The organism is Micromonospora sp. M42 (genome assembly GCF_000568915.1).
In the GTDB taxonomy this organism is placed as follows: domain Bacteria; phylum Actinomycetota; class Actinomycetes; order Mycobacteriales; family Micromonosporaceae; genus Micromonospora; species Micromonospora chalcea.
Map to the genome: position 1 here is coordinate 4654947 of NZ_KK037233.1, position 24989 is coordinate 4679935.

The following is a 24989-nucleotide window of genomic DNA, read 5'->3' on the forward strand; positions in this document are numbered from 1 at the left end:
TATCGCTCCGGGTTGGGAAGCCGCTACCGTGAGCGTCGATCCGGGAGTGGCGAGGCCGAGGTCTCCTCGACCACACCGCCCAGTGACGGACCCCCGGGGTACGGCAGGTGATCGGGCACCCGCCGTACCCCGGGCCCACCTCGGTCAGTAGGACTTGTCCTGGCCGAGGACGTGCTGGGCGACGAAGTTGAGGATCATCTCGCGGCTGACCGGGGCGATCCGGCCCGCGCGTACCGCGCCGAGCAGCGTCGACACGCCGTACTCGGTGGTCATGCCGGCCCCGCCGAGCGCCTGGACGGCGGTGTCGACGGCGAGCGCGGCGGCCTCACCGGCCGCGTACTTGGCCATGTTGCCGGAGATGCCCGCTTCCAGGTCGCGACCCGCGTCGTACAGCGTCGCCGCCTTGTAGATCATCAGACGGGCCAGCTCGACCTGTACCGCCGCGTGCGCGAGCGGGTGCGCCACGCCCTGGTGCGAGCCGATCGAGTTCCCGCCCCACACCTTGCGGGTGGCGGTGTAGTCGCTCGCCCTGTCGATCGCGTACCGGCCGGTGCCGGCGCCCATCGCGGCCACCGTGATGCGCTCCGGGTTGAGCCCGGCGAACAGCGCCGGCAGCCCGGCGTCGAGCGACTCGCCGACGAGCGCGTCGGCGGGCAGCCGGACGTCGTCGAGGAAGAGCAGGAACTGGTTCTCCGGCGACAGGATCTCCATGTCCAGCTTGGACTTCTCCAGGCCCGGCGCGTCGGTCGGCACGATGAACAGCGCCGGCTTCAGCTTCCCGGTGGACGCGTCCTCGGTGCGAGCGACCACGAGGACGTGCCCGGCCTCGTCCACGCCGGAGATGTAGATCTTCCGGCCGCTGAGCAGCCAGTCGTCGCCGTCGCGGCGGGCCACTGTGGAGAGCCGGTGGAAGTTCGAACCGGCGTCCGGCTCGGTGATCGCGAAGACGATCTTCTCGGAGCCGTCGGCGAGCCCGGGGAGGTGCTTCTTGCGCTGCTCCTCCGTGCCGTGCTTGCTGATGATCGTGGCGGCGATGGCGGGGGAGACCACCAGGAGCAGCAGCGGGCAGCCGGTCGCGGCCAGCTCCTCGCAGACGAGCGCCAGATCGGTGATGCCGCCGCCCCCGCCGCCGTACTCGGTAGGGATGTTGACGCCCAGGTAGCCCAGCCGGCCGGCCTCGTGCCACAGCTCGGTGGTGTGCTCGCCGGCCTTGGCCTTCGACACGAAGTAGGAATGGCCGTACTTGCGTCCCAGCTCCCGTACCGCATCGCGGAGCTGGTCCTGTTCGGGGGTGAGGTCGAAGTTCACTGGGGGTCCTCCTCGGGGTCCACGACGGCCAGTACGGCACCCGTCTCGACCTGGCCGCCGGCGGGCACCGGCAGTTCCGTCACCACGCCGTCGGCGGGGGCGAGCACGGGATGTTCGAGCTTCATCGCTTCGAGCGTCAGCAGCAGGTCACCGGCGGCGACGCGCTGACCGACCTCGACGTGCACCCGGGTGACCGCCCCGGGCAGCGGCGCGAGCAGCGACCCGGCCGCCAGCTCCGCGGTGGGCAGGGGCAGGCGGGGCAGCTCGGTGAGGCTCGCCGCCCCGTCCGGGCCGTCCACGAAGACCGACGACCCCACCCGGTGTACGCGGAAGGCCCGCCGAACCCCGTCGACGTCGAGCACCACCCGGGCCGGGGCGGCTGTCACCAGCTCGACCACCGGCAGCTCGGTGTTAACAGGGGACCCTTCCTCTACCGGATCCGTTAAGAGGGGGCCCTTCCTTCCCCACTCGGCGAGGGCGCCGGTGCGGTCCAGGCGGTAGTGGACCTCGATCTCCTCGTCGCCCGGGCCGGTGAACCGGGTGACCTGCGGGAAGGAAGGCACGTTGCGCCAGCCCGACGGCAGCCCGGCCAGCACCGGGGCGGCGGCCCGGCGCGCGGCGGCAGCGGCCAGCGCGGCGGCCAGCGCCACCACCGGAAGCTGCTCGGCCGGCAGCAGCGGCTCGAACACCTCCGGGTGCCGGTCCAGGAAGCCGGTGTCGACGTCCACGGCGGCGAACTCCGGGCTGCGCAGCACGCGTACCAGCAGGTCCCGGTTGGTGGCCACGCCATGCAGCTCGGCGCGGGCCAGCGCGCCGGCCAGGGCGCGGGCCGCCTCGGTGCGGGTGGGCGCCCAGGCGACGAGCTTCGCCAGCATCGAGTCGTAGTGCACGCTCACCGTCGAGCCGTCCACCACGCCCGAGTCCAGGCGCAGCCCCCGGGCCGGACCGAACTCGGCGGCGACCCCGGGGATCGCGAACCGGTGCAGCGTGCCGGTGGCCGGACGGAAGCCCTGAGCCGGGTCCTCGGCGCACAGCCGTACCTCGATGGCGTGGCCGTCGGCCGGCGGCGTGGTGGTGACCGGCAGCGGCTCGCCCTCGGCGACGAGCAGTTGCAGCCGTACCAGGTCCAGCCCGGTGGTCAGCTCGGTGACCGGGTGCTCCACCTGGAGGCGGGTGTTCATCTCCAGGAAGTGCACCTGCCCGTCCGGCGCGAGCAGGAACTCCACTGTTCCCGCGCCGACGTAGTCGACGGCCCGCCCGGCCGCCACCGCCGCCTCGTGCAGCGCCGCGCGCACGTCGTCGGGCAGCACGCCGGGCGCCTCCTCGACGATCTTCTGGTGGCGGCGCTGGATCGAGCAGTCGCGTACCCCGAGGGCCACGACGGTGCCGTGGGTGTCGCCGAAGATCTGCACCTCGACGTGGCGGCCGCGTTCCACGTACCGCTCGATGAAGACCGTGCCGTCGCCGAACGCCGCCGCCGCCTCGCGGCGCGCGCCCGCGACGGCCTCGGCCAGCCCGGCCGCGTCGTGGACGATCCGCATGCCCCGGCCGCCGCCACCGGCGGCGGCCTTGACCAGCACCGGGAAGGCGGTGACCTCGGCCGGGTCGGTCCAGGTGGGCAGCATCGGCACGCCCGCGTCGGCGAGCAGCGCCTTGGCGGCCATCTTGTCGCCCATCGCCGCGATCGCCTTCGCGGACGGCCCGACCCAGGTCAGACCCGCGTCGGTCACCGCCGCCGCGAACTCGGCGTTCTCGGCCAGGAAGCCGTAACCGGGGTGGACGGCGTCCGCGCCGGACCGGCGGGCCGCGTCGAGGATGGCGTCGACGCGCAGGTACGTCTCGGCCGGCGTGTTGCCCGGCAGCCGTACCGCCTGGTCGGCGTCGGCGACGAACGGCGCGTCGGCGTCCGCGTCGGAGTGCACGGCGACGGTGGCCACGCCGAGGGCGCGGCAGGTGGCGAAGACCCGGCGGGCGATCTCGCCCCGGTTCGCAACCAGAAGCTTGGTGATCATTTGAGTACGCCCCTACATCCGGAAGACGCCGAAACCGTCGGCGCCCTTCACCGGTCCGTTGTGGATCGCCGACAGGCACAGCCCGAGGACGGTACGGGTGTCCCGAGGGTCGATCACCCCGTCGTCGTAGAGCCGCCCGGACAGGAACAGCGCGCCGGACTGCGACTCGATCTGCTGCTCGACCATCATCCGCATGGCGGCGTCGGTGTCCTCGTCGTACTCGCGGCCCCGGGCGGCGGCGGCCTGCCGGGCCACGATGGACAGCACCCCGGCGAGCTGCGCCGGGCCCATCACCGCCGACTTCGCGTTCGGCCAGGTGAACAGGAACCGCGGCTCGTACGCCCGGCCGCACATGCCGTAGTTGCCGGCGCCGTAGGAGGCGCCCAGGTTGACCGTCAGGTGCGGCACCTTCGAGTTCGACACCGCGTTGATCATCAGGGCGCCGTGCTTGATGATGCCGCGCTGCTCGTACTCGGTGCCGACCATGTAACCGGTGGTGTTCTGCAGGAAGACCAGCGGTGTGTCCGCCGCGTTGGCGAGCTGGATGAACTGCGCGGCCTTCTGCGCCTCCTCGCTGAACAGCACGCCCCGGGCGTTCGCCAGCACGCCGACCGGGTAGCCGTGCAGCTCACCCCAGCCGGTCACGAGCGCGGTGCCGTAGCCGGGCTTGAACTCGTCGAACGCGCTGTCGTCGAGTACCCGGGCCAGCACCTCGCGCGGGTCGAACGGCACCTTCAGGTCGGCGCTGGCGATGCCGAGCAGCTCCTCCGGGTCGTACCGGGGTGGCAGCGGGTGCGGGTTGCGGGGCGGCGGGCCCTGCTTGCGCCAGTTGAGCCGGCGCACGCACTGCCGGGCCAGCCGGATCCCGTCGCGCTCGTCGGAGGCGAGGAAGTCGGCCAGGCCGGACGTGGTGGCGTGCATCGCCGCGCCGCCCAGCGACTCGTCGTCGGTGACCTCGCCGGTGGCCATCTTCACCAGCGGCGGCCCGGCGAGGTAGACCTGCGAGCGGTCCCGGATCATGATGGTGAAGTCCGACATGCCGGGCACGTACGCGCCACCGGCGGTGGCGTTGCCGAAGACCACGCTCACCGTCGGGATCCGCTGCGCCGACAGCCGGGTCAGGTCCCGGAACACCCGACCGCCCGGAATGAAGATCTCCGCCTGGGTGGGCAGGTCCGCCCCGGCCGACTCGACCAGGTTCACCATCGGCAGCCGGTTCGCCGCCGCGATCTCACCAGCCCGCCGCGTCTTCGCCAGCGACCACGGGTTGATCGCGCCGCCGCGTACCGTCGGGTCGTTCGCCACGATCAGGCACTCGACGCCCTCGACCACGCCGATGCCGGTCACGGTGCTGGCGCCGACCGGGAAGTCGGTGCCGAACGCGGCCACCGACGACAGCTCCAGGAACGGGCTGTCCGGGTCGAGCAGCAGCTCGATCCGCTCCCGCGGGAGCAGCTTGCCGCGACCGTGATGGCGGGTCACGTACTTCTCGCCGCCACCGCCCCGGGCCTGGTCGAGCGCCGCCTCCAGTTCGGCGAGGCGTTCCAGCAGCGCCTCCCGGTTGGCGGTGAAGGCGGGCGCGGACGGGTCGATCGTGCTCTGCAGAACTGTCGTGCTCACAGGCCCATGCCCTTCGCGATGATCTCGTTCATGATCTCGGTGGCGCCGCCGCCGATGCCGAGCAGCCGGGCGTCGCGGTAGTGCCGCTCCACCTCGGCGTCACGCATGTAGCCGAAACCGCCGTGCAGTTGCAGCGCGGCGTCGACGACGAAGTCGCACGCGGACACCGCCACGTTCTTCGCGATCGCCACCTCGGTCACCACCGGCTGCCCGGCGGCGACCCGCTCGGCGACCTCGTGCACGTACGCCCGGGCCGCCTCGGTACGGGAGTGCATCTCGGCCAGCCGGTGCCGCACCACCTGCCGCGAAACGAGCGGCCGGCCGAACGTCTGACGGTCCCGGCACCACCGCACCGTCAGGTCCACGCAGCGCTGCGCGGTCGCGTACGCCTGCGTGGCGAGCGACAGCCGCTCGGCGGCGAACTGCTGCATGATGGCGAGGAAGCCGGTGTCCTCCGGGCCGACCCGGTTGCGCACCGGCACCCGGACGTCGACGAAGGACAGTTCGGCCGTGTCGGAGCAGTGCCAGCCCAGCTTCTCCAGCCGCCGGCCCACCGTGAACCCCGGCGTGCCCTTGTCGATCACGAGCAGGCTGAGCGAGCCCGACCCGGGAAAGTCGGTGCAGACCGCAGTGGTGACGAAGTCTGCCCGGACCCCGCTGGTGATGTACGTCTTGGCGCCGTTCACGACGTAGTGGTCGCCGTCGCGTACGGCGCAGGTGCGGATGCCCGCCACGTCCGAGCCGCCGTCCGGCTCGGTGATCGCCAGCGCGCCGATCATCGTCCCGGCGAGCGCGGGACGGACGTACTTCTCGATCAGCGCCTCGTCCTGAGCCTGAACCATGTGCGGCAGCGCGATGCCGTGCGTGAACAGCGCGGCGATCAGCCCCGACGACCCGCCCGAGCGGATGATCTCCTCGGTGACCACCATCGAGTCGAGCAGGTCGCCGCCGCTGCCGCCGACCGACTCCGGGAAGCCGATGCCGAGCAGGCCGACCTTCGCGGCGGTCTCGTGCAGCGACCGGGGCAGTTCGCCGGCCCGCTCCCAGTCGGACAGGTGCGGCAGCACCTCCCGGACCACGAACGAGCGGGTCAGCTCGCGTAGCTGCCGGCGTTCCGGCGTGTCCACGATGGTCATGCCGCAACCTCCGTCGGAAGGTCGACCACTCGCGAGCGCAGCAGCTCGCCGAGCGCCTTGGCCTGGGGGTCGAACCGGGTGGACGCGGCCACGCCCTGCCCGAGCAGCCCGCGGATCACGAAGTTGACGGCGCGCAGGTTCGGCAGCTCGTACCGCTCGACGGTGAGCGACGCCGTCTCCGGCAGCAGCTCGGCCAGCCGTTCCACGGTCAGCCAGTCGCGCAGCCACGGCCAGGTCGCGTCGGTACGCGCCCAGACGCCCAGGTTGGCGTCGCCGCCCTTGTCGCCCGAGCGCGCGCCGACCAGCTCACCGAGCGGCCCCCGCCGGGTGGCGTGCAAGGAAGGGCCCCCTGTTAACGCCTCGTGTTGTACAAGGGTCCCTTCCAAACCGCTCGTCACCGTCGGCGGCGGGATCGGCACCCGCTCGCCGGAGGGCAGCACCGCCACGTGCTCGACCGCGTCCTGCGCGATCGCGTCGGCGGTGAACACCCCGTACGGCGTCGCGTCACCGGGCAGCGTGGTGAGCGTGCAACCCGGATAGGAGGCCAGCGCCAGCTCCACCGCCGCCGCCGAGAACGCCCGCCCGGCCCGCGACTTGTCGCCGTCGCGCAGGTGTACGTGCAGCAGCGCGCTCGCCGCCTCGGTGTCGCCGGTGTCCGGGTGGTCGGTACGGGCCAGCGTGAACTCCAGCCCTTCCGTGCCGACCGACTCCTCGATCTGGGCGCGGACCAGTGCCGCCTTGGCCGGGATGTCCAGCCCGCACAGCACGAACGTCATCGAGTTGCGGAAGCCGCCCAGGTTGTTGACGCCCACCTTCAGCGTGTCCGGCGGCGGCGTGCCGCGCACCCCGGACACCCGGACCCGGTCCGGGCCCTCCTGCTCCAGCCGTACCGTGTCGAGTCGGGTCACCACGTCCGGCCCGAGGTAGTCCGGGCCGCCCACCTCGTACAGCAGCTGGGCGGTGACCGTCTCGACCGTCACCGCGCCGCCGGTGCCGGCGTGCTTGGTGAGCACCGACGAGCCGTCCGCGTGCAGCTCGGCGATCGGGAATCCGGGCCGGTGCCCGCCGTCCGGCAGTTCGGTGAAGAAGCTGAAGTTGCCGCCGGTGACCTGCGCGCCGCACTCGATCAGGTGCCCGGCCACCGTGGCCCCGGCCAGCGCGTCGAGGTCGTCGCGGGTCCACCCGAAGCGGGCGATCGCCGGGCCGACCGCCAACGAGGCGTCGGTGACCCGACCGGTGACCACCACGTCCGCGCCCGCGTCCAGGCAGGCCGCGATCCCGAACGCGCCCAGGTACGCGTTGGCGGTCAGCGCGTCCGGCCGCTGGATCGCGTCGCCCTCGACGTACCCGACCCGCACCTGGAGGCCGAGCCGGTCGCCGAGCGACCGGATCGCGTCGGCCAGCCCCGCCGGGTTGAGGCCACCCGCGTTTGTGACCAGCGTGACGCCGCGCTCCAGCGCGGCGCCGAGCACGCCCTCCGCCTGGCGCAGGAACGTCTTCGCGTAGCCCAGCGACGGGTCGCGCATCCGGTCCCGGCCGAGGATGAGCATGGTCAGCTCGGCCAGGTAGTCACCGGTCAGCACGTCCAGCTCGCCGCCGTCGAGCATCTCCCGCCAGGCGGCGAAACGGTCGCCGTAGAAGCCCGACGCGTTCCCGATCCGCAGCACGCTCATGAGGGAACTCCGCTCGCCGGTTCCCGCTTGTCACCGGGCGGGCCGGCGAACGCCTGGGCCACGTCCAGCCACTCGTCGGCCACCGGCCCGGTGGCGGTCAGGGCCAGGTCGGCGCGGTGCCGGCGCTGCGTGACGAGCAGGCAGAAGTCGAGCGCCGGGCCGGTCACCCGGTCGGCCGCGTCGGCTGGCCCGAACTCCCACACGTCACCGCCCGCGGGCGCGGTCAGCTCCACCCGCACCGGCGCCGTGGGCACCGCACGGCCGTGGGCGGCGAAGCCGTGCCCGAGGGTACGGAAGCCGAGGTGCGCGATGTGGCGCAGGCGCTGCGTCGGGGCACGGCTGACGCCCAGCGCGTCTGCCACGTCCTCGCCGTGCGCCCACGTCTCCATCAGCCGGGCCGTCACCATCGAGGTGGGCGACATGCTGGTGCCGTACCAGGGGATCTTCTGCCCGGACGGGACGGCGGTGAGCGCGCCGGCGAGCGCCGACCGGCCGGAACGCCAGCGGGCCAGCAGCGCAGGCGGGGGCGCGAGGAAGGACTCCGCGCCGTCCTCGACCAGGCGCGACGGGTCCGGCGCGGCCATCACCGAGGCGAAGAACGCGGACTCGTCGGTGGCCGCCAGGTAGGCGACGTGGTCGGTCCAGGCCAGGTGTGCGATCTGGTGTGCGACGGTCCAGCCCGGGGCCGGTGTCGGCCGCTCCCATCCGTCCGGCGGCAGGTCCGCGACGAGCGCGTCGAGTTGTTCGGACTCGGCGGCCAGATCCGCGAGCAGGGCTGTCAGGTCGACCATTGTGCCTCCGGACGGGGGTGGGTCAGGGGATCAGTGCCGCTCGCTCTCGGGGGTGAGCAGCGCGGCGAGCTGGCGTTTCCAGGTGTGCAGCAGGGCGGCGCGGCGGGGCGAGTCGTCGCTGAGCAGGTTGGCCACGCCGAGGCCGCGGAGCAGGTCGAGCGTGGCCTGCACCGACTCGCGTACGCCCGGCTTGCGCTCGTCCACGCCGAGCAGCTCGACGGTGAGCCGGTGCATCTCGCGGCCGATCCGCGCCTCCAGCGGCACCAGCGCGGCGCGCAGCTCGGCGTCGGTACGCGCGGCCACCCACAGCTCCAGCGCGGCCGCGAACAGCGGGCCGGTGAAGGAGGCGGCGAGCAGGTCGACCACGCCGTCGAGCCGCTGCGGGCCGACCGGCAGGGCCGCCGCCTCGGCGCGCAGCTCGGCCGCCCGGCGCTCGGTCAGGTGCGCGACGGCGGCGGTGACCAGCGCGGCCTTGGTGGGGTAGTGGTGCAGCTGGGCGCCCCGGGAGACCCCGGCGCGGGCCGCCACCACTGTCGTGGTGGTGCCGGACCAGCCGTGCTCCACCAGGCAGTCGACTGTCGCCTCCAGCAGCCGGGCCTGGGTGGCGCGGCTGCGCTCCTGCTGCGGAACTCGGCTCGGTGCGGTGGACACGCCATCAGCCTGCCGCCCCCAAAACAAACAGTCAAGCCTGACTTTTTTGAAAGGAGGGGGCCCTTGTTAACGCCTGCGGTAGCGGAAGGGCCCCTTTTTAACGCCTCAGCGGCCGTCGCGCGGAGCGAAGACGGTGAGCGCGTCGGCGTCGGAGTGGCGGGAGCGGACGTACTCGTCGGCCCAGGCCGCCGCGTCCGGAAAGGCGGACTCGGTGGCGATCCGGGCGCAGGCGGCGTCCACGTCGAAGCGCGTACGGCGCAGTTGCACGCCCGGACCGAGCAGCGCCCACCAGGCGCCCGCGCCCCCGTACGGCATGCCGACGCTGCCCGGGTTCACCACCAGGCGGCGGTCGGCCAGCCGGGTGAACGGCATGTGCGTGTGCCCGCAGACCACGGTGCCGACCTCGGGCGGCAGGCCGGCGAAGACCTCGGCCCAGCGGTCCAGCCGCGAGTCGACGAGCACGACCTCCTCGTCGTCGCGCGGGGTGGCGTGGCAGAACAGCACGTCGCCCAGACCGGTGACCGGCAGCGTGACGGACGGCGGCAGCGCGGCCAGCCGGGCCACCTGGTCGTCGCGGAGCTGCCCCGCGGCCCAGTTCGACACCTCGATCGGGGACGCCGCCCCGGCACGCGCCTGCACCAGCTCCCGGTCGGCGTTCCCGCCGACCCAGCAGGCCCGGTCGCCGAGCGCGGCCAGCCGGTCCAGCACCTCGACCGGTTGCGGGCCGGCCGCCAGGTCACCGGTGAGGACGATCAGGTCGGCGGCGGCCACGTCCGGCTCGGCCAGCACTGCTTCCAGCGCGGGCAGCACACCGTGGATGTCGGAGAGGACGGCGACACGATCGGGCATCGCCCCAGCCTGGCGACACCGGCCCGGCAGGACCAAGCGATTCTGCGGCGGGCAGAGACGGCACCGGCCCGCTCAGACGCGGCACCGGCCCGATGCGCTCAAGACGGCACCGGCCCGGCTCCGCGCGATGGCGGGCCGGGCCGGAGAAGCCGGTACGGAGGTCAGACCCGCGCGCGGCGGGCCAGGCGCTCCGGGTCGAGGATGATGATGCTCTTGCCGTCCAGTCGCAGCCAGCCGCGCGAGGCGAAGTCGGCGAGCGCCTTGTTGACGGTCTCCCGGGAGGCGCCGACGAGCTGGGCGATCTCCTCCTGGGTGAGGTCGTGCGTCACGCGCAGCACGCCGCCGTCGCGGGTGCCGAAGCGGCCGGCCATCTGGAGCAGGTTCTTGGCGACCCGACCCGGCACGTCCGTGAAGATCAGGTCGGCGAGCGAGTCGTTGGTCCGGCGCAGCCGGCGGGCCAGCACCCGCAGCAACTGCTCGGCGATCTCGGGCCGGTTGTTCAGCCACGGCCGCAGGGCCTGCTTGCGCAGGCGTACGAGCCGGGTGTCGGTGACCGCGGTGGCGGTCGCCGTACGCGGACCGGGGTCGAAGAGCGACAGCTCACCGACCATGTCCGACGGGCCCATCACGGCGATCAGGTTCTGCCGGCCGTCCGCCGCGCGGCGACCCACCTTGATCTTGCCGGACAGGAGGATGTAGAGACTGTCGCCGGGTTCGCCCTCGTTGAAGACGATTTCGCCCTTGCGGACCTCGATCGTCTCCATCTCCTTGGCGAGCGCCTCGGCAGCCTCCGGGTCGACACCCTGGAAGATCCCGCTGCGGGCCAGTACCTCGTCCATCGCGCACCTCCGCCTGCGCGTGCCGTCCGTCGGCCGGGTCCGCCGTCCGCTGATCCCTCGCGCGCCGCCAGTCTAGGCGCACATGAGTAGGAATCAGAGGTGCACCCCTGGAATCTTGATCGTTGGGCGTAACCCGCCCGACCCGGTGAGCAGCTAAGATCCCGCTTCCGGTCCGGGCCGGCGCCACCCGTTCCCTCCTGTGATCGTAGGGTGACCGGCGTGCTGTGTGAGCCGTTCCTGACCACCCGGTCCGAAGCCGGGTGGGACATCCCCCTGCTGGTCTGGCGGCCCGAGACGCCGCTGCTGGCGGTCGGCTCCGCTCCGCTGGGCGGCGGGATCGGCGTCCGCGGGTGGGTGCTGAACGCGACGGTGCCGATGTCGTACGACCGGGACGACCCCGCCGCGCACCTGGCCGAACTGGCGCACGGCCTCGGCCTGGGCGGACCCGGCGTCGGGCTGCTGACCGGCGTGGACGTGACCGAGGTGGTCAGCCGCGCCGACGGCGGCGTCCGGGTCTGGGCGACCGTCGGCCTGGGCACGCCGGTCTGGGCCGCCGCGCCCGAGCCGGCGCGGCCCGCCGTGCCCGAGCCCGCGCAGCGCGTCGGCACGGTCAACATCGTCGCGTACGTGCCGCAGCGGCTCGGCGACGCGGCACTCGTCAACGCGGTGGCCACCGCCACCGAGGCGAAGGCGCAGGCGATCTGGGAACTCGGACTGCCTGCCACCGGCACCCCCACCGACGCGGTGACTGTGCTCTGCCCGGCCGACGGCGATCCGGCCCCGTACGGCGGGCCCCGGTCGGCCTGGGGCGCGCCACTGGCCCGGGCCGTGCACGCCGCCGTCCGCTCGGGCGGCGCCGGAACCGTGGTGCCCTGGTCCGACCGGCGGGCGGGCTGACGTGCGCCCCTCACATGCGACACGCCGGGTTTTCCGACCGATCGGCCCTCGTCGCGGCGTTCCGGGGACGGTAGCGTCGCCGACGATGTACGCTCCCGCCCGTTCTGTGCCCCGTGCCCGCCGCGCCGCCGTCGCCGCGCCGCGCCCAGCCCTCCCCGGACCTCGTCGAGGCGCGGTCCGGACCCGTCTGGCCGCGCTCGCCGCGCTCGCCGCCGTCCTGTTCGCCACCGGCTGCGCCGGTGACGCCGGCGGATCGGGCGGCGACGCGAGGTGGCAGGCCGGTCAGGGCGGCGGGTCGACCGGCGCGGCCGGACCCGCCACCGGTGACCAGCCCGCGGCGCCGAACGCCCCCGACGAGCCGTCGATCTCGCTCACCGCGACCGGCGACGTGATCATGGGCAACGCCCCGGACCGGCTGCCGCCCAACGGTGGCAAGGGCTTCTTCGACGACGTGAAGTCGGCGCTCAAGGGTGACCTGGTGATGGGCAACCTGGAGGAGCCGCTCACCGACGACACCGGCGCCGGCAAGTGCGGCCCGCAGCCGAAGAACTGCTACCAGTTCCGGGCGCCGCCCGGCTACGCCGCGCACCTGCGCTCGGCCGGGTTCCAGCTGCTCAACCAGGCCAACAACCACGGCTACGACTACGGCCGCCAGGGCTACGAGAACACCCAGTCGGCGCTGGAGGCGCACGGGCTCAAGCACACCGGCGCGCCCGGTGAGATCACCGTGGTGGACGTCAAGGGCGTCAAGGTCGCCGTGGTGGGCTTCTCGTCGTACCCCTGGTCCAACAGCCTGGTCGACCTGAACGCCGCCAAGCAGGTGATCGAGATGGCCAAGGAGGCGGCCCAGATCGTCGTGGTGCAGGTGCACATGGGCGCCGAGGGGTCGGACAAGACCCGGGTGAAGCCGGGCACCGAGATGTTCTTCGGCGAGAACCGTGGCGACCCGATCCGCTTCTCCCGCACGGTCATCGACGCCGGGGCCGACCTGGTCATCGGCCATGGTCCGCACGTGCTTCGCGGGATGGAGTTCTACAAGGGGCGGCTGATCGCGTACAGCCTGGGCAACTTCGCCGGCGGCGGGAAGTCGCTGAACAGCTCCGGGCGACTCGGCTGGGGCGGCGTGCTCAAGGTGTCGCTCACCGCCGAGGGGAAGTTCGTCGGCGGCACGTTCACCTCCACCGTGATGAACGGAGTGGGACGCCCGTCGGTCGACCGGCAGAACCGTGGCCTCGGGCTGGTCCGCGAGCTGAACGGGGCCGACTTCCCGGACACCGGGGCGAAGCTCGACGCGACCGGGAGGATCACCGCGCCCGCGGGTGGCTGAGCGCACGACCACCGCGCCGAGCCGCCGGAGCGTCGGCCCCGCGACGTAGGCTGGCCGACGTGACCACGCGCTCCCCCGAGACCGACCTCGGCCGTACGCGCCGCGCCCGGCGCATCGGCCGCGTGCTGACCGAGACGCACCCCGACGCGCACTGTGAACTCGACCACTCCAACGCGCTGGAGCTGGCAGTCGCGACGATCCTGTCCGCCCAGTGCACCGACAAGAAGGTCAACGAGGTCACGCCGAAGCTGTTCGCCCGCTACCGCACCGCGGCCGACTACGCCGGGGCGGACCGCGCCGAGCTGGAGGAGCTGATCCGGCCCACCGGGTTCTACCGCAACAAGACCAGCTCCCTGATCAACCTCGGGCGCGCGCTCTGCGAGCGGTACGACGGCGAGGTGCCCGGCCGGCTCGACGACCTGGTCACGCTGCCGGGGATCGGCCGCAAGACCGCCAACGTCATCCTCGGCAACGCCTTCGGCGTCCCCGGCATCACCGTCGACACGCACTTCCAGCGGCTCGTGCAGCGGTGGGCGCTCACCACCGAGACCGACCCGGTGAAGATCGAGCACGCGATCGGCGCGCTCTACCCGAAGCGCGACTGGACGATGCTGTCGCACCGGGTGATCTTCCACGGCCGCCGGGTCTGCCACGCCCGCAAGCCTGCCTGCGGCGCGTGCACGCTGGCGAAGCTGTGTCCCGCGTACGGCACCGGGCCGACCGAGCCGGCCGCTGCGGCCAAGCTGCTCAAGGGCCCCCGGGCCCGTGACCTGGCGGAGGCCGTCGGCCTCGACCCCGACCTGGTGCCGCAGCAGGCCGCCGCGGCGGACGTGCCGTGATGCGCCGTCTCGCGTACCTGCTCGTCCCGCTGCTGCTCGCGGTGGCGGGCTGCACCGCCACGGCCGACGAGCCGGAACGTCCGGCGCCGGCGACCCGGGCCGAGCGCCCCTCGCCGTTCGCCGACTGTGCTCCGCTGACCGTCGTGCCCGCCGCCGCGGCTCCGACGCCCGCCGGTAAGGCCGGGGACCAGCTCCCCGACCTGACGCTCAACTGCTTCACCGGCGGCGCGCCGGTGAACCTGCGCGACGTCAAGGGCCCGGCGGTGATCAACGTGTGGGCGTCCTGGTGCCCGCCGTGCCGCAAGGAGCTGCCCGCGTTCCAGCGGCTCAGCGAGCGGGCCGACGGCCGGTTCCAGGTCATCGGCGTGAACAGCCGGGACAGCCGCGGCGGCGCACAGTCCATCGGCGAGGACTACGGCGTCGGCTTCCCGATGCTGCTCGACCAGGGCGACGCGTTCCAGCGCGCGCTGGAACGCAACGCGTTCCCGCTCACGGTGCTCGTCGACGCCGACGGGCGGATCCGGCACACCGACGCCACCGGCGCGCTCGACGACGCCCGCCTCGCCGCGCTGCTCCAGCGCCACCTCGGGGTGAAGGTATGACCCGACGGCCGCCGGGGTGGTTCGACCCGCTGCTGGGCCGGCTCGGCACCGCGCGCGCGGAAGACTTCACCCGCATCGTCACGCCGGAGCGCGGCGGCCGGGAGAGCGCCGTGCTGGTGCTGCTCGGTGAGGAGCCCGGCGCCGGGCCGGACGTGCTGGTCCTCCAGCGCGCCGCGACGCTGCGCAACCACGCCGGTCAGCCGGCGTTTCCCGGCGGCGCCGCCGACCCGGAGGACGCCGACGCCCGCGCCACCGCGCTGCGCGAGGCGAACGAGGAGGTCGGGCTCGACCCCGGCAGCGTCACCGTGCTGGCCGAGCTTCCCCGGCTCTGGATCCCGGTCAGCGACTTCGTGGTCACGCCGGTGCTCGCCTGGTGGCACGACCCGCACCCGGTGCACCCGCGCGAGCCGGCCGAGGTCGCGCACGTGGCCCGGCTGCCGGTCACCGAGCTGGTCGACCCGGAGAACCGGATGCGGGTCCGTCATCCGAGCGGCTGGACCGGCCCGGCGTTCTCGGTGCGCGGCATGCTGGTCTGGGGCTTCACCGCCGGCGTGATCGACCGGTTGCTGGAGATGGGCGGCTGGTCCCGGCCCTGGCCGCGCTCACGGGTGGTGGAGCTGCCGCCGGTCGACGCCACACCCGCGCCGTCGGCGGGCACCGAACCGGCCGACGAGACACCCGTGCGTTGATCACCGGTACGCATCCTCGGGTCACGTTCCGCGAGCGCTGAGCCGAGCACGGGCCCGGTGCCCGTACCCTTGGGGCGTGTCCGCCGTGGATCTCGTCCTTCTCCTGCTCATGCTCGTGTTCGCGATCAGCGGATACCGTCAGGGTTTCGTCATCGGGGCCCTGTCGTTCTCCGGCTTCTTCCTGGGCGCGCTGCTCGGCCTCCAGGTCGGGCCGCTGATCGCCCAGCAGTTCACGGCGAGCGGCACCCGCGTGCTGGTCTCCCTGGTGGCGATCTTCGGGCTCGCGGTGCTTGGGCAGGCGCTGGCCGGCTGGCTCGGCTCCAACCTGCGGGCGGCCATCACCGGGCCGGCCGGGCGGAAGGTCGACGACGTCGGTGGCGCGTTCATCTCGGTCATCGCGGTCATGCTGGTGGCCTGGCTGGTCGCCGTGCCGCTCGGCTCCTCCTCGGTGCCGTGGCTGGCCTCCTCGGTCCGTAACAGCGCGCTGCTCACCGTCGTCGACCAGGTGCTGCCGGACAAGGCGCAGGACCTGTCCACCGCGCTGCGTGACACCGTCGACACCAACGGCTTCCCGGACGTGTTCGGCGATCTCGCGCCGACCCGGGCCCGGCAGGTCGCCCCGCCCGACCCGGCGCTGGCCAACTCGCAGGTGGTGCAGAACAGCAGGCGGTCGGTGGTGAAGGTGCTGGGCTCCGCGCCGAGCTGCTCGCGCCGCATCGAGGGCTCCGGCTTCGTGTACGCCGACGACCGGGTGATGACGAACGCGCACGTGGTCGCCGGCACCCGCTCAGTGGCGGTGGAGCTGCGCGGCGAGCGGTACGACGGCGAGGTCGTCGTCTACGACCCGGACCGGGACCTCGCCGTGCTCTACGTTCCCGGGCTGCCCGGCCCGTCGCTGCGCTTCGCCGCCGGTCAGGCCGCCACCGGCGCGGACGCGATCGTGCTCGGCTTCCCGCTCGACGGCCCGTACGACGCCCGCCCGGCCCGGATCCGGGACGTCGACCGGATCACCGGTCCGGACATCTACTCGGCCGGGGACGTCACCCGGGAGATCTACACGATCCGGGCGCTGGTCCGCAGCGGCAACTCCGGTGGCCCGCTGGTCTCCTCGAACGGGCTGGTGCTCGGCGTGATCTTCGCGGCGGCGGCGGACGACCCGAACACCGGTTTCGCGGTGACAGCGGCCGAGGCGCGGCCGGTGGCGCTGGCGGGCGCGGAGCGTACCCGGGGAGTGGCCACCGGCGAGTGCACCTGAGCCGGCCGGCGGCGCTCAGCCGCCCGCCGGCGCTCCCGCCGGTGTCGCCTCGTCGCCGGAGCGGGACAGCGGCAGCCGGGCGCGACCCCAGGTGAGCGTGCGGTCGAGCACCGCCCGCGCCATGATCGCCACGCAGGCGCCGCCGTTGAGGAACGAGGCGACCACGTCGCTGGGGTGATGCATGCCCCGGTACATCCGGGTGAGCGCCACGCCCACCGGCACCAGCACCAGCAGCGCCCACCAGCCCACCTTCACGGGGGTGCTGCGCGCCCGCAGCGCCAGCAGCACCGCGAGACCCACGTAGAGCGCGGTGGCCGCCGACGTGTGCCCGGACGGGAAGCTCGAAGTCGGCGGGGAGGCGTCCATGTGCTCGACGGCCGGACGGTTCCGGTCGATCACCATCGTGGTGAACAGGAAGATCAGTGCCTGCGCGGTCACCGCCGCGCAGAGGAACAGCGGCTCCCGCCAGCGGTGCAGCACCAGCCGCAGCACCAGCGCCGCCAGCACCGTGACCACGACGATCATCTGGGTGCTGGCGAGCGTGCTGAACACCAGCGAGACGTCGTTCCAGCCCGGCGTGCGATCGCCGGCCAGCTCCCGGTTGACCGTGTCCTCCACGGTGAACGGCCAGGTACGCGCCAGCACCCGGGTCACCAGCAGGCCCAGACCCACCATCAGCGCGAAGAGCAGGGCCAGCGGCAGCAGGACACGCCGGGTGACTCGGATCACGACATCGGACATGGGCTCGCCTGTACCCCGTGGTGGCTCCGGCTACGCCCGGCCGTCCTCCGGCCGCTGATCTGCCAGCTCCGGCTCGACGCCCTCGCGGAGCGGACGGGCGGACGGTCGCCCGGATCCGCTGCGCCAGGTGGCGAACGCGGCCGAGGTCGCGGCCACCACCGCCGCCCCGAGCACCCAGCCACCCACCACGTCGCTGGTCCAGTGCACGCCCAGCGCGATCCGGCTGAGCCCGGTCACCACAGTCACCAGCAGCGCGGCTGCCCACAGCATGATCCGGCCGGCGCGGCTGTCCCGGGCGAACGGCAGGAACACCAGCAACAGCACCGCGGCCGCCAGCGCCGCGTTGAGCGCGTGACCGGACGGGAACGAGTAACCGGCCGCCCGGGCCACCGGTTCGAGCAGGTCCGGCCGGTCCCGCCCGACCAGGAGCTTGAGCAGCGCGCCGAGCAGCCCACCGGCGATCATGGTGACGACCACCCAGGCCGCGAGCCGGGACGCGCCGCGCCGGAACAGCCACACCGCCACCACTGCCGCGGCCACCCGCAGCGGGCCGGGCCCGAAGACGTGCGTCCAGACCGTCATCACCGCGACCCAGGCGGGATGGTCCTGCGCGTACCCGTGGAACGCGTCGGTGATCGAAGCGTCCAGCCGGAGCAGCGGCGACCAGGCGCCGAGCACCAGCAGCGCGAGCAGGGCGAACGGGATCAGCACCAGGAACGCGGCGGCGGTGGCCAGGGAGAGCCGCAGACCCAGTGAGTGGTCCCGGTCGAGGCGGCGGCTCCGCCACGACCGGCGGCGCGTGACAGTCGCCCCGGTGGTGTCCATGGGGGCTTCCCTACCCAGGAACGGGCGCGGTCAGACCACCGCGTCGGTCAGCGGCGGATCTGCCGGAACCGGCGCACCATCAGCGCGCTGCCGGTGATCAGCGCCACGAACAGCGCCAGGCCGCTCCAGAGCCGCTCCGGGGCGCCCACGACGGTCTGCCCCGCCGGCAGCGCCGACCAGCCCTCCGGCCTACGCCCCAGCGGGTCGCCGCCGCGGCCCGCCGCCGCGGCCCGGGTGTCGCGTCCGTCCTCCGGAGCCGGCCCGAAGCCCACCACGCCGGGAGAGTCGTTGTCGTCCAGCGGGTTGTGACCCACCGACGGCACGTCGGCGGTGAGCGCCGCCACCGGGTCCACCAGGCCGTAGCCGAACCGGTCGTCGCGTCCGGTCGGGCCGAGGTCCCGGGCCGTGCTGATCAGCCGGTTGACCACGTCCCCGGCGGACATCTTCGGGTACCGCGAGCGGACCAGCGCGGCGGTCGCGGCCACCAGCGGCGCGGCGAAGCTCGTCCCCTGCACCCGCCAGTAGCCCCCCTCCGGCCGCGCGCCGTAGAGCGCGGTGGCGGGTGCGCTGAGGACCGTCTCGTGGCCGGTGATCGAGCCGGACCAGAGGTTCTCGCCGGAGCGTTCCAGCCCGGCGACGGCCAGCACGCCGGGCTCCCGGGCCGGATACCAGACCTTGGTGGTCGTCGAGGTGGCCAGGTTGCCGGTGCAGGCGACCACCACCACGTCCCGGGCGAAGGCGTAGTCGAGCGCTGCGGCCAGGGCCGCGCTGTCGCTGCTGCCGCCCAGCGACAGGTTGACCACTCCGGCGCCGTTGTCCACCGCCCAGCGCACCGCCTTGGCGATGATGAGCGCGTCGTCGTAGCGGTTCTCGGCGTCGAGCACCCGGACCGGGAGGATCTTGGCGTCCGGCGCCAGCCCCACCACGCCCCGGTCGTCGTCGGCCCGCCCGGCGATCAGCCCGGCCACGGTGGTGCCGTGCCCCACCGGATCAGGCCCGTCCGAACCGTCCGGAGTCACCAGGTCGAGGCCGGGCAGGACCTGGCCGGCCAGGTCGGGATGCGATCCGTCCACACCGGAATCGATCACCGCGACCACCACGCCGCGCCCGGTCGAGGTGCGCCAGGCGGTCTTCGCCCGCAGCTTCTCCAACTGCCACTGCTCGTCGCGGACGTGGTCGCCGCGGAGCACCCGGTCGGGAGCCGCCAACTGCCGCTGAGAGGCGGCGACCGGTCCGCTGACGCCGCCGGCCTGTGCCGGCGGCGTCAGCGGACCGGCGACGACGACCAGCTGTGACGCGACGGCCAGCAACGCGCGCCGGGCGACGCGCCGGGGCGGCCCACCGGGCAGGCCCTGCCGATCCCTGGTCACATTCCCCAGCCGTTCCGTCGCGTCAGACACATGCCGCTCGGAGATTACCGGTTGTCCCGGCCGTCACGGGCCAACTCGGCACTTCGGATCACCCGGGCGGAAGATGCGCCAACTGCACCAGGCGCACCCCCTCACGACGGGTGACCAGACGGGCCCGGCCCGGCGGCAGCGGCCCGGCCTTCACCTGACCGACGAGCGCGCCCTCCTCCGGGCCGCCCGACATCACCAGCCCGGCCGTGGACAACTCCCGCAGTCGCTGCACGATCGGCTCGTACGCGGTCCGTCCCGCCCCGCCGGTCCGCCGCGCCAGCACCAGATGCAGCCCGACGTCCCGGGCGTGCGGCAGGTGCTCCTCCAGCGCGCGCAGCGGGTTCGTCGGGCCGCCGGCCACCAGGTCGTAGTCGTCCACCAGCACGAACAGCTCCGGCCCCTGCCACCAGGACCGGCTGCGCAGTTGAGCCGGGGTCACCTCCGGCCCCGGCTGCCGCCCCGCGAGGTAGCCGGCGGCCGACTCGATCAGCTCGGCGGTGTGCGGCGCCGCCGTGCCGTACCCGATCAGGTGTGGAGTGTCGATCACGCCCATCAGGCTGCGGCGGTAGTCCACGAGCATCACCCGGGCCTGCTCCGGGGTGAACCGGTTGACGATCGACGTGGCGAGCGCGCGCAGGAACGACGACTTGCCGCACTCGGCGTCGCCGAAGACCATGAAGTTCGGCTCGGTGGCGAAGTCCAGCACCACCGGGGCGAGGTCCGCCTCCGCCACGCCGATCGGGAACGCCAGCCCGGTTGTCGCGCTCTGGTCCAGCTCGGCGTAGGGCAGCACCGGCGGCAGCAGCCGCACCCGGGGCGCGGGCGGACCGGTCCACGCCCCGGCGACCGCCTTCACCAGGTCGGCGGTCTCGCCGCCGAGCGCGTCGACCCGGGGCACGGCGGTGAGGAAGTGCAACCCGCCGGCGGTGATGCCCCGCCCCGGCCGCTCCTCCGGCACCGTCGCCGCCAGCGCCCGCTTGACCACCACCGAGTCGGCCGGGTCGCCCAGGCGCAGCTCCAGCCGGGAGCCGAACAGGTCGCGGATCGCCGGGCGGAAGTCCGACCAGCGCAGCGCGGTCGCCACCACGTGCACCCCGTACGCCAGGCCGCGAGTGGCCAGTTCGGTGACCAGCGGTTCCAGGTCCTCGTACTCGCCGCGCAGGGTGTTCCAGCCGTCCACCACCAGGAACACGTCGCCGAAGGCGTCGGTCGCGCCCGCCGCCCGGCGCTGTCGCCACGCGGCCATCGACTCCACGCCCGCCTCGGCGAAGCGCCGCTCCCGCTCCGCGAGCAGGCCGGCGACCTCGCCGACGGTACGGCGCACCGCGGTGCCGTCGGAGCGCCCGGTGACACCGCCCACGTGTGGCAGGTCGCGCAACGTGCCCAGCGTGCCGCTGCCGAAGTCGAGGCAGTAGACCTGCACCTCGGCCGGGGTGTGGGTGAGCGCCAGCGCGCAGACCAGGGTGCGCAGCAGGCTGGACCGGCCGCTGCGGGTGGTGCCGACCACCGCGACGTGCCCGGCCGCGCCGTCCAGCGCCAGCCAGAGCAGGTCACGCCGCTGCTCGAACGGCTTGTCCACCACCGCCACCGGCACCTGCAGCGCCCCGTGCAGCTCCGGATTCGCCACCGTGAGCCCGCGTGCCGGGTCGGCGCCGACCGGGCCGAGCAGCTCGTCCAGGGCGGGCGAGGCGTCCAGCGGCGGCAGCCACACCTGGTGCGCCGGCGGGCCCTGCCCGGACAGCCGGTCCACCAGCAGGTCCAGCAGCGTCTCGCCCGCTGTCGTCCTCGGCGGGGAGAGCGGCGGGCGTGGCCGGCTCGGGCACCGGCACCAATGGGTGGAGAAGGCGAGCACCCGCGACTCACCGGGTCGGGCGCGCCCGCCGGCCCCGCCGCGCCGGTGGACCGCGCCGGAGACGTACGCGGCCTTGAACCGCACCAGCGGGTCGGTGCCGGAACGCAGGTAGCCGTGCCCCGGGCTGCGCGGCAGTTCGTGCGCGTCCGGCACGCCCAGCACCGTCCGCGACTCCAGCGCCGAGAACGTCCGCAACCCGATCCGGTACGACAGGTGCGTGTCCAGCCCGCGCAACCGCCCCTCCTCCAGCCGCTGGCTGGCCAGCAGCAGGTGCACCCCGAGCGACCGGCCCAGGCGGCCGATCTGCACGAACAGGTCGATGAAGTCGGGCTTGGCGGACAGCAGCTCGGAGAACTCGTCGCAGATCAGCAGCAGTGACGGCAGCGGCGCCAGCGGCGAGCCGGCCGCCCGGGCGCGCTCGTAGTCGCGCACGCTCGCGAAGTTGCCCGCCCGGCGCAGCAGTTCCTGCCGGCGCATCAGCTCACCGTTTATCGCGTCCACCATCCGGTCCACCAGTGGCAGCGCGTCGGCCAGGTTGGTGATCACGGCGGCGGTGTGCGGCAGCCGCTCGAACGGCGCGAACGTGGCGCCGCCCTTGAAGTCGACGAGCACGAAGTTGAGCTGCTCCGAGCTGTGCGTGGCGGCCAGCCCGAGCACGAGCGTGCGCAGCAGCTCCGACTTGCCGGAGCCGGTCGCGCCGATCAGCAGGCCGTGCGGGCCCATGCCGTCCTGCGCCGACTCCTTCAGGTCGAGGTCGATCGCGCCGCCGTCCGCGCCCACCCCGATCGGCACCCGCAGCCGGTCCCGCGCGGCCCGGGGCGCCCAGCCCTGCTCTGCGGTGAAGCCGTCCGGGTCACCGAGCCCGAGCAGCTCGGGCAGGCCGGGTTCGGCGCCGGGCGGCGCGTCCGGCCCGCGTACCGTGCCGGCGAGCCGCAGCGGCGCGAGCCGCCGGGCCACCGCCTCGGCGTCGGCGGTCGCCAGCGCGTCGGCGGCGCCCACCTCGGCGTGCCCCTCGGCGGAGTGCGAGTGCAGCCGGCCGTCGACCAGGTCGAGCAGGAGGGCGTACCGGTCGAGCAGCCGGGGCGGCGGAGTGTCCAGGTCGAGCACGGTGACCGCGTCGATGCCGCCGTCGCCGGCCAGGTCGGTGGCCCCGGTCAGGTCGCCGCCGTCGAGCACCACCACGACGTGCGGCCCGTCCGTGGCCACGCCGTGCGGACTGAACCGCGACCGGGCGCCGAGCACGTCGTGCAGCAGCCGTTCCAGGTCGGCGGCGGAACTGGTGACCAGCCGCACCGGGCCGAGCGCGTCGGTACGGCTCGGGTGGTGGGCGTGCGGCAGCCACTTGACCCACTCCCAGGCGGCCCGGCGTTCCGGCCCGGAGCAGACCGCGATCAGCAGCTCGTCCGGCGCGTGGAAGACGGCGAGCTGGGTGAGCACCGCCCGGGCCAGCGCCTGCGCGGCGGGCGATCCGGTGCCGCGTACCGGGCCGGCCGGCCCGCGCACGAAGACCCGGGCGAAACTGCGCAGCGACAGCGCCACCGGCAGGTCCGGCACCACCGAGTACGCGTCCAGGAAGCGCCGCAGCGCCCCGGCCGTCATCGGCTCCAGCTCCTCCAGCGGGCGGGTGACCGGCGGGACCAGCGGGGTGGCCAGCGTCTGCGGCCCGACACCGACCCGGACCACGGCGAAGTCCCCGTCGCCGGGCCGCCGTTCCCAGACCCGGTGGCTGTCGACAGTCGACCAGAGTCGCCCCGGATCGGGATGGCGGTAGGACAGGCCGGCCCGCTGCGCGCCGGCGGTCTCCCGTACGCGGCGGCGCAGCGTGGCCAGGTGCCGCAGGTACTCCCGGCGGGCGGCCATCAGCTCGGACTTCTTCGGCCCGGCGCTGCCCCAGGTGGTCACCAGCATCGCCAGCGAGGAGAGGCCGAACATGCCGCCCACCACGTACGAGTAGGCCCCGCCGCCCCGGCCGAACATCATCGCCATGGCCACCGTCCCGCCGAGCATCGGCAGCACCATCAGCGCCTGCTGCCAGCGCCCGCCGGCAGCCACCGGGATCTCCGGCGGCGCCTCGACCGGCAGCTCGCCGACCGGAATCTCCGGCGCCGGGCGGCGTGGCGGCCGCTTGATGACGACAGTGGACACTCACCCTCCCCGGAAGTGGCTCTGGGTAACCCGAGCCTGGCTCATCGTAGGTAAAGTCCTCTCGTCCGTCAGCCCACTGTTCCCGCTCGATATGGAGGTGCCTCGATGACAAGCGGGCTCGCCCGGGTCACCATCAGCGCGCCCCGGCGGCGGGTCGACGTGGCCCTACCGGAGCAGGTCCCCCTGGCCGAGCTGCTGCCCGAGGTGCTCCGGCACGCCGGGGAAGGCCTGGCCGACGACGGGGAACGGCACGGCGGCTGGGTGCTGCGCCGCACCGACGGCGGGGTGCTCGCCACCGCGCAGGCGCTCCTGCCGCAGGGCGTCCGCGACGGCGAGGTGCTGCACCTGGTGCCGGCCCGTGCCGAGTGGCCCGAGCTGGAGTACGACGACGTGGTCGAGGCGATAGTCGACGGGGCCCGACGCCGGGGCGCCGCCTGGTCGGCCCGCGCCACAAGGGCCGCCGCGCTCGGCGGCGCCGCCGTACCACTGGCCGTCGGGCTGGTCGCCGTCGTCGCGGCCGGACCGGACGAGCGCGGCTGGCCGGTCGCCGCCGCGGTCGCCCTGATCCTGGTGCTCACCGCCACCGCGGCCTCGCGGGCGTACGCCGACGGCGCCGTCGGCGCCACCCTCGGCGGGTACGCGCTGCCCTGGGCGGCGACGGCTGGCGCGCTCGCCGTCGCCTCCGGCGATCCGGTCGGCCCGATTCCCGGCCTGCGCTGGGTGGGCGCTCCGGAACTGCTGGTCGGCTCGGTGGCGCTGCTGCTGGTGGCGGTGCTCGGGCTGCTGGGCGTGGCCAGCCGGTCCCGGGTCTTCGTGGCCGGGGTGACGGTGGGTGTGGCCGGTGTGGCGTCCGCGCTCGGCGGGCTGCTGCTCGACCCGGCCGGCGCCGCGGCCGTCCTGCTCGCCGTGCTGGTGTTCGCGCTCGGCGGGCTGCCGCTGCTGGCGATCCGGGTCGGCAAGCTGCCGCTGCCACCACTCACCCTGCCCAGCCCGGCCGGCACCCGGGACCTGCCGGACCGGGGCCGGGTGCACGCGGCGGTGGCCCGCGCCGAGGAGGTGCTGACCGGGATGCTCCTCGGCCACGCGCTGCTCGCGGTCGGCGCGGTCGCGGTGCTCGTCGCCACCGGCCGGACCGCCGGGCTGCTGCTCGCTGCCGTCGCCTGCGGGGTGCTGCTGCTGCGCTCCCGGCTGTTCGTGGCGGTACGCCACCGGGTGCCCGCCGTCGTCGCCGGGCTGGCCGGGTACGCCCTGCTCGGCGTGGTGCTGGCCGAACGCGCCGGTCCGGCCGGCCGGTTCGCGCTGGCCGTGGGCGGGCTGGCGCTGGCCCTGGTCGCGGTCACCGCAGGCGCCACGTACGCCCGGCGACCCGTCTCCCCGTACCTCGGCCGGCTGGCCGACCTGACCGACACCGCGCTGGTGGTCGCGGTGGTGCCGGTGGCCTGCGCGGTGCTGGGCCTCTACGACCGGGCCCGCGACCTGCTCGCCTGAACACGCGAAGGCCCGGGTCGCGAAGCGCGACCCGGGCCTTCGTCGAGCGT

At 74.1% G+C, this 24989-nt stretch carries 19 protein-coding genes and 1 pseudogene; 7 read left to right on the plus strand and 13 right to left on the minus strand.

Annotated features, from left to right (window positions below):
- Nucleotides 1–144: 144 nt before the first annotated feature.
- The 9 genes from MCBG_RS21430 to MCBG_RS21470 all read right to left on the minus strand — a co-directional run bounded on the left by MCBG_RS21430 (nt 145) and on the right by MCBG_RS21470 (nt 10879).
- Nucleotides 145–1308 (minus strand): acyl-CoA dehydrogenase family protein, encoded by a 1164-nt coding sequence (locus tag MCBG_RS21430; protein ID WP_043327864.1) that lies wholly within the window; start codon nt 1306–1308, stop codon nt 145–147.
- Nucleotides 1305–3320, minus strand: coding sequence for an ATP-binding protein (locus MCBG_RS21435; RefSeq protein WP_043327865.1), 2016 nt, complete (start codon nt 3318–3320; stop codon nt 1305–1307). The genes MCBG_RS21430 and MCBG_RS21435 overlap by 4 nt, the downstream gene beginning before the upstream one ends.
- A gap of 12 nt (nt 3321–3332) precedes the next feature.
- A complete protein-coding gene (locus MCBG_RS21440) occupies nt 3333–4940 on the minus strand; it encodes an acyl-CoA carboxylase subunit beta (protein ID WP_043327866.1) in 1608 nt (535 codons plus the stop codon).
- On the minus strand, nt 4937–6076 hold the full coding sequence (locus MCBG_RS21445; RefSeq protein ID WP_043327867.1) for an acyl-CoA dehydrogenase family protein: 1140 nt from the start codon (nt 6074–6076) through the stop codon (nt 4937–4939). The genes MCBG_RS21440 and MCBG_RS21445 overlap by 4 nt, the downstream gene beginning before the upstream one ends.
- Nucleotides 6073–7749 (minus strand): acyclic terpene utilization AtuA family protein, encoded by a 1677-nt coding sequence (locus tag MCBG_RS21450; RefSeq protein ID WP_043327868.1) that lies wholly within the window; start codon nt 7747–7749, stop codon nt 6073–6075. Before MCBG_RS21450 ends, MCBG_RS21445 begins: the two co-directional genes overlap by 4 nt.
- Nucleotides 7746–8540 carry a TIGR03084 family metal-binding protein gene (locus tag MCBG_RS21455; protein WP_043327869.1) on the minus strand — a complete coding sequence of 265 codons (795 nt, stop codon included), beginning with the start codon at nt 8538–8540 and terminating at the stop codon, nt 7746–7748. Before MCBG_RS21455 ends, MCBG_RS21450 begins: the two co-directional genes overlap by 4 nt.
- 30 nt (nt 8541–8570) lie before the next feature.
- Nucleotides 8571–9191, minus strand: a complete 621-nt coding sequence (locus tag MCBG_RS21460; RefSeq protein ID WP_043327870.1) for a TetR/AcrR family transcriptional regulator — start codon at nt 9189–9191, stop codon at nt 8571–8573.
- A gap of 105 nt (nt 9192–9296) precedes the next feature.
- Entirely contained in the window at nt 9297–10040 is a 744-nt protein-coding gene (locus MCBG_RS21465; RefSeq protein WP_043327871.1) for a metallophosphoesterase family protein, read from the minus strand.
- Nucleotides 10041–10201: 161 nt separating this feature from the next.
- A complete protein-coding gene (locus tag MCBG_RS21470; RefSeq protein ID WP_007466162.1) occupies nt 10202–10879 on the minus strand; it encodes a Crp/Fnr family transcriptional regulator in 678 nt (225 codons plus the stop codon).
- Between the two features lie 219 nt (nt 10880–11098).
- Here MCBG_RS21470 and MCBG_RS21475 point away from each other — a divergent pair, with 219 nt between their 5' ends.
- The 6 genes from MCBG_RS21475 to MCBG_RS21500 all read left to right on the plus strand — a co-directional run bounded on the left by MCBG_RS21475 (nt 11099) and on the right by MCBG_RS21500 (nt 16488).
- Nucleotides 11099–11776 carry an adenosylcobinamide amidohydrolase gene (locus MCBG_RS21475; protein WP_043330858.1) on the plus strand — a complete coding sequence of 226 codons (678 nt, stop codon included), beginning with the start codon at nt 11099–11101 and terminating at the stop codon, nt 11774–11776.
- 85 nt (nt 11777–11861) lie between these two features.
- Nucleotides 11862–13103, plus strand: a complete 1242-nt coding sequence (locus MCBG_RS21480; protein ID WP_223201290.1) for a CapA family protein — start codon at nt 11862–11864, stop codon at nt 13101–13103.
- Nucleotides 13104–13162: 59 nt separating this feature from the next.
- The gene (gene nth / locus MCBG_RS21485) at nt 13163–13942 is read left to right on the plus strand and encodes an endonuclease III (protein ID WP_043327873.1); all 780 of its coding nucleotides are present in this window, start codon (nt 13163–13165) and stop codon (nt 13940–13942) included.
- Nucleotides 13942–14544, plus strand: coding sequence for a TlpA family protein disulfide reductase (locus tag MCBG_RS21490; RefSeq protein WP_043327874.1), 603 nt, complete (start codon nt 13942–13944; stop codon nt 14542–14544). Before nth ends, MCBG_RS21490 begins: the two co-directional genes overlap by 1 nt.
- A complete protein-coding gene (locus MCBG_RS21495; protein ID WP_043327875.1) occupies nt 14541–15233 on the plus strand; it encodes an NUDIX hydrolase in 693 nt (230 codons plus the stop codon). Before MCBG_RS21490 ends, MCBG_RS21495 begins: the two co-directional genes overlap by 4 nt.
- A 76-nt stretch (nt 15234–15309) precedes the next feature.
- Nucleotides 15310–16488, plus strand: a complete 1179-nt coding sequence (locus MCBG_RS21500) for a MarP family serine protease (RefSeq protein ID WP_043327876.1) — start codon at nt 15310–15312, stop codon at nt 16486–16488.
- Nucleotides 16489–16503: 15 nt separating this feature from the next.
- Here the strand turns inward: MCBG_RS21500 and MCBG_RS21505 are convergent, their stop codons facing one another.
- The 4 genes and pseudogenes from MCBG_RS21505 to eccCa all read right to left on the minus strand — a co-directional run bounded on the left by MCBG_RS21505 (nt 16504) and on the right by eccCa (nt 23451).
- Nucleotides 16504–17229, minus strand: coding sequence for a phosphatase PAP2 family protein (locus MCBG_RS21505; protein ID WP_043327877.1), 726 nt, complete (start codon nt 17227–17229; stop codon nt 16504–16506).
- Between the two features lie 30 nt (nt 17230–17259).
- On the minus strand, nt 17260–18054 hold the full coding sequence (locus MCBG_RS21510; RefSeq protein ID WP_043327878.1) for a phosphatase PAP2 family protein: 795 nt from the start codon (nt 18052–18054) through the stop codon (nt 17260–17262).
- Nucleotides 18055–18101: 47 nt separating this feature from the next.
- Nucleotides 18102–19403, minus strand: a complete 1302-nt coding sequence (gene mycP / locus MCBG_RS21515; protein WP_051611572.1) for a type VII secretion-associated serine protease mycosin — start codon at nt 19401–19403, stop codon at nt 18102–18104.
- Between the two features lie 109 nt (nt 19404–19512).
- Nucleotides 19513–23451 (minus strand): annotated as a pseudogene (gene eccCa, locus MCBG_RS21520) (type VII secretion protein EccCa).
- A 105-nt stretch (nt 23452–23556) separates the two neighbouring features.
- Here eccCa and eccD point away from each other — a divergent pair.
- A complete protein-coding gene (gene eccD / locus MCBG_RS21525; RefSeq protein ID WP_043327881.1) occupies nt 23557–24939 on the plus strand; it encodes a type VII secretion integral membrane protein EccD in 1383 nt (460 codons plus the stop codon).
- The last annotated feature ends 50 nt before the right edge of the window (nt 24940–24989 follow it).